Source organism: Bradyrhizobium sp. P2_E8 (genome assembly GCF_056403875.1).
Genome location: NZ_JBFUES010000676.1, coordinates 1 through 4,316 on the forward strand (window position 1 = coordinate 1; position 4,316 = coordinate 4,316).

Below are 4,316 nucleotides of genomic sequence, written 5' to 3' on the forward strand. Positions count from 1 at the left end.
TCCATGTGCGGCCCGTCCGCTTCCACGTCGAGAACGGCGACATCGGCTATATCCGCGTCACCTCGTTTAACGAGCAGACCACCGACGGCCTGAAGAAGGCGATCGCGGCAATCTCCAGGGAGATCCCGCAGGAGAAGCTCGCGGGCTATGTGATGGACCTGCGCAACAATCCGGGCGGCTTGCTCGACCAGGCCGTGTCGGTATCGAGCGCGTTCCTTCAGCGCGGCGAGGTGGTCTCGACCCGCGGCCGCAATCCGGAGGAAACCCAGCGCTTCACCGCGCACGGCGGCGATCTCACCAAGGGCAAGCCGCTGGTGATCCTGGTCAACGGCGGCTCGGCTTCGGCCTCCGAGATTGTGGCCGGCGCACTGCATGACCACAAGCGGGCCACGATCATCGGCACGCGCTCGTTCGGCAAGGGCTCGGTGCAGACTATCATTCCGCTCGGCGCCGGCAATGGCGCGCTGGCGCTGACCACGGCGCGCTACTACACGCCGTCGGGCCGCTCGATCCAGGCCCAGGGCATTGCGCCCGATATCGAGATCCTCCAGGACGTGCCGCCCGAGCTGAAGGGCCGGATGGATACCATGGCGGAGTCCCAGATGCGCGGCCATCTGTCGGCCTCCGACGGCACCGAGCAGACGGGATCGCAGTCCTACGTCCCGCCGGAAGAGAAGGACGACAAGGCCCTGCATGCGGCCTACGACTTCCTGCACGGCGTCACCGCGAATGCGGTCGCCGCGAAGCCCGCGCCGAAGGCTGCGGTGCCGAACTGAATTCAATTGGTCCTTGCGACATCCAGCGATCGCCCGGGAGTGGATCTCCGCTCCCGGGCGAATTCGTTCTGGGGCGGCGATCTCAGCTCGGATTCACGCCATGGAAAGGCGGGCCACGGTTTAGTGATCTACTGACGCCAGCCGGCACGTAGCCAATCGAGCACTGCGCGGCCGGTAGAAATCCGTGAGTAATCGAGCCACGCGAAAGCGGGGTGATCACCGGGCATCAGTTGATGGACGATATCCGGCATGATCGCCATTCCATTGAAGCCGTTGGTGAAGACAACGAGGGCTGATCGATCCGATCGTGATCCAATCACGAATGCCTTGAACTGGTCGTTGTCGCCCCAATGGAAGAATGTGCCTCCATTGGGCTCAAGGCCCCAGCCCAAGCCCCACGCAACGTGCTGATCAGCGTCAGATCGATCGGTTGAGATGCATTGAATGCAGTGCTGTCGAAGCCTGACCTGTGGATCGAGCCATTGCTTCGCAGTTTCAGGTCTGAGACGCGCACCAGACAGTACGGCTTGCAGGAAGCGAGCGTAGTCCGCCGCTGTCGTATGCAGCGTGGAGGCACTGAGGGCTCTTGAAGGGGGCCGCTTGTTACCCGGCTCCGGCTTGGCATCGTGGGGAGCTGCGAAATCGGCTTCGAAATCCGCCCGCCAGACAAAACTGGAATGCTTCATGTCCAGCGGATCAAATACCAGACGCGTCACGACATCGTTCAGCGGCTGGCTCGTGATCTTCTCAACCACGCGCTGAAGCCAGACGAATCCCTCGCCCGAATAGCTAAAGCGCTCGCCCGGGGGGAAATAGGTCTTGAGAGGCGTGGTGATGTTGCGCCAGTTGGGCAAGCCGGATGATTGGCTGAGCACATTGCGCACGGTGATCGAAGCCGCGCGAGGATCGTCTTTGACGAAATCAGGCACATAGGTCGAGAGAGGTGTGTCCAACGACAGCGTCCCGGCATCGACCAGCTGGAGCACGGCATAGGCGAAAATCGGCTTGGACAGTGAAGCGGCTTCGAAGATCGTGGTCTCGTCGACCGGAAGATTCGTCGAGGTGTCTCGGACACCGAGTGCTTTCGTCTCGACAATCTTGCCGGCGCGGATCATCGCATAAGAAAGCCCGGGTACGCGACCGTTGCTGAGCAATTGCTCAAGATCCGCGGCTGGACTTGAGTTGGTTCCGATGGCCCATAGCCAGATGCAGACCGACGCTACAATGCTTCCCGGAAAACGCATTGATGACACCTGCCCGTAGCGACTTTGGGTAAGTGTAGCAGGCCGGGCCAGCGGCTGCCTAGCTTGCCTCGCGGCGATGGCCCAGGTTGCCGTCGCGCTGGGCGAGCCGGCTGCGATGCAGTGCGAACAGCTCCAGCACCTTGTCGGCCGGCTTAGCGGCGCTGAACAGATAGCCCTGCATCTCGGAGCAGCCGAGCGTGCGGAGCAGACGCCGCTGCTCCTCGGTCTCGACGCCCTCGGCGGTGGTGGTCATGCGGCGGGCGGCCGCAAGGTTGACGACGGCCTGGACGATGCTGGCGGAGCCGTCGGGGCCGGCGATATCGTTGACGAAGCAGCGGTCGATCTTGATCTTGTCGAASGGGAAGCGGTGCAGRTAGCTCAGCGASGARTAGCCGGTGCCGAAATCGTCGAGCGCGATGYGCACGCCGATGGCACGGAGCTGGTGCAGGATCGCCAGCGCGGTGTCGTCGTCGCGGATCAGCACCGCCTCGGTGATCTCGAGCTCGAGCCGGCTCGCCGGCAGGTTGGAGGCGGCGAGCGCCGCCATGATCTTCAGCGCCAGCGTGCCGCTCTTGAACTGCACCGGCGAGACGTTGACGGCGAGACGGATGTCGTCGGGCCATGTGGCCGCGTCGCGGCAGGCGGTCGCCAGCACCCATTCGCCGATCTCGTTGATCAGGCCGGTATCCTCCGCGATCGGGATGAACTCGGCCGGCGAGACCATGCCGCGCTCTGGGTGGCGCCAGCGCACCAGTGCCTCGCAGCCGGTGATGCGATCGTCCTTCAGGCCGAGGCAGGGCTGGTAATAGACCTCGAGGCCGTCTTCGGCGATGGCGTGGCGCAGATCGATCTCGAGCTGCCGCCGCTCGCGGACCTTGGCGTCCATCTCCGGCTCGAAGAAGCGATAGGTGCGGCGTCCGGCGGATTTGGCGGCGTACATCGCCATGTCCGCATTCTTCAGGAGCTGGTCCAGCGCGGTCCCGTGCCCCGGCGCCAGCGCGATGCCGATGCTGGCGTCGGTGGTGAGGTGGTGGCCCATGCAGTCGAAGGGTGCGCGGATGGACTCGAAAACCCGGGCGACGAGATCGTTGACCTGGTCCGGCGACGTCACTGCGCTCTGCACGATGGCAAATTCGTCGCCGCCGAGCCGCGCCACGAAATCCGCCGGGCCCGCGCAGCGGCTGAGGCTCGTTGCGACCGACTTCAGGAGCTCGTCGCCAACGAGGTGGCCGAGCGCGTCGTTGACGCCCTTGAACTCGTCGATGTCGATGTAATGCACCGCGATCTCTTCGCCGTCGGCGATGGCGGCCAGCTCCTGCCGCAGATGCTCGTGGAACATGGCACGGTTGGGCAGGTCGGTCAGCGCGTCGTAATGGGCGAGGTGGGTGATGCGCTCCTCGATGCGCCGGCGCTCGGTGATGTCCTCGTGCGTCGCCACCCAGCCGCCGTCCGCGAGCGGTTCGTTGAGGATGTGGATCGAGCGCCCGTCGGCGGTGTCGACCACCATGGAGCTGCGCGCGTGGACGTCGCCCAGCACGCGCGCGACATAGTTGTCGACGTCGCCGGTGAACGAGCCGGTCGCCCTGCGGTGGGCGATGATGTCGTGGAAGCTGGAGCCGGGCTTCACCACCTCGGGCGACAGGCCGTACATCTCGATATAGCGTTGGTTGCACACCACGAGACGCTGCTCGGCGTCGAACAGTAGCAGGCCCTGGGTCATGTTGTTGACGGCGCGGTCGAGGCGCTGCTTTTCCAGCATCAGCCGTTCCCGCGAGCGGCGGTGCTGCTCCAGAAGCTTGCGCACGATCGCGATCAGCACGCCGGCGATGGCGAGCGCGGAAGCGGCGGCGACCGAGATCAGGATGCCGATCTGCTCGCGCCAATCCGTCAGGGCCGCCGCGCGCGTCGCGGTGGCCATCATCAGGATCGGGAAGTGGGGCAGGGCATGCGAGGAGATCATGCGGTCCTCGCCATCGACGGGGCTGATGAAGCGTCCGGTAAAATGGTCGAGGCTGAAGACTCTCTGCTGCGCGAAGGGGCCGTTCCTGAAGTTCCGCCCCATCAATTCGCCGGAATGCGGGTAGCGGGCGAGCAGCGTGCCGTCACGATGCAGCATCGAGATGGTCGCGCCTTCGCCAAGCACGACGGACTCGAAGAACTTCTCGAAATTGGCCGGCTCGATGCCGCGTCCGACCACGCCCATGAACTCGCCGTTCGGGCCGACGATCTTGCGCACGATCAGGATGGTCCATGCGCCCGAAATGCGGCTATGCACCGGCTCGATCAGGACGTCGGG

Annotated in this window: 3 protein-coding genes; 1 reads left to right on the forward strand and 2 read right to left on the reverse strand. The window is 64.7% G+C overall.

The genetic code is table 11. The annotated features are described in order from the left end of the window. The coding region (locus AC1D00_RS29295) for a S41 family peptidase (RefSeq protein ID WP_477013062.1) at positions 1 to 776 on the forward strand (776 nt) is incomplete at its 5' end. Between the two features lie 128 nt (positions 777 to 904). Here AC1D00_RS29295 and AC1D00_RS29300 read toward each other — a convergent pair. After that, a complete protein-coding gene (locus AC1D00_RS29300) occupies positions 905 to 2,020 on the reverse strand; it encodes a serine hydrolase domain-containing protein (protein WP_477013063.1) in 1,116 nt (371 codons plus the stop codon). A gap of 58 nt (positions 2,021 to 2,078) precedes the next feature. Continuing rightward, a partial coding sequence (locus tag AC1D00_RS29305; RefSeq protein ID WP_477013064.1) for a bifunctional diguanylate cyclase/phosphodiesterase occupies positions 2,079 to 4,316 on the reverse strand: 2,238 nt, incomplete at its 5' end.

What these genes read in the sequence shown, in the direction of transcription:
- AC1D00_RS29300 (WP_477013063.1), bottom strand. Translation starts at nt 2,020, where the DNA reads ATGCGTTTTCCGGGAAGCATTGTAGCGTCGGTCTGCATCTGGCTATGG.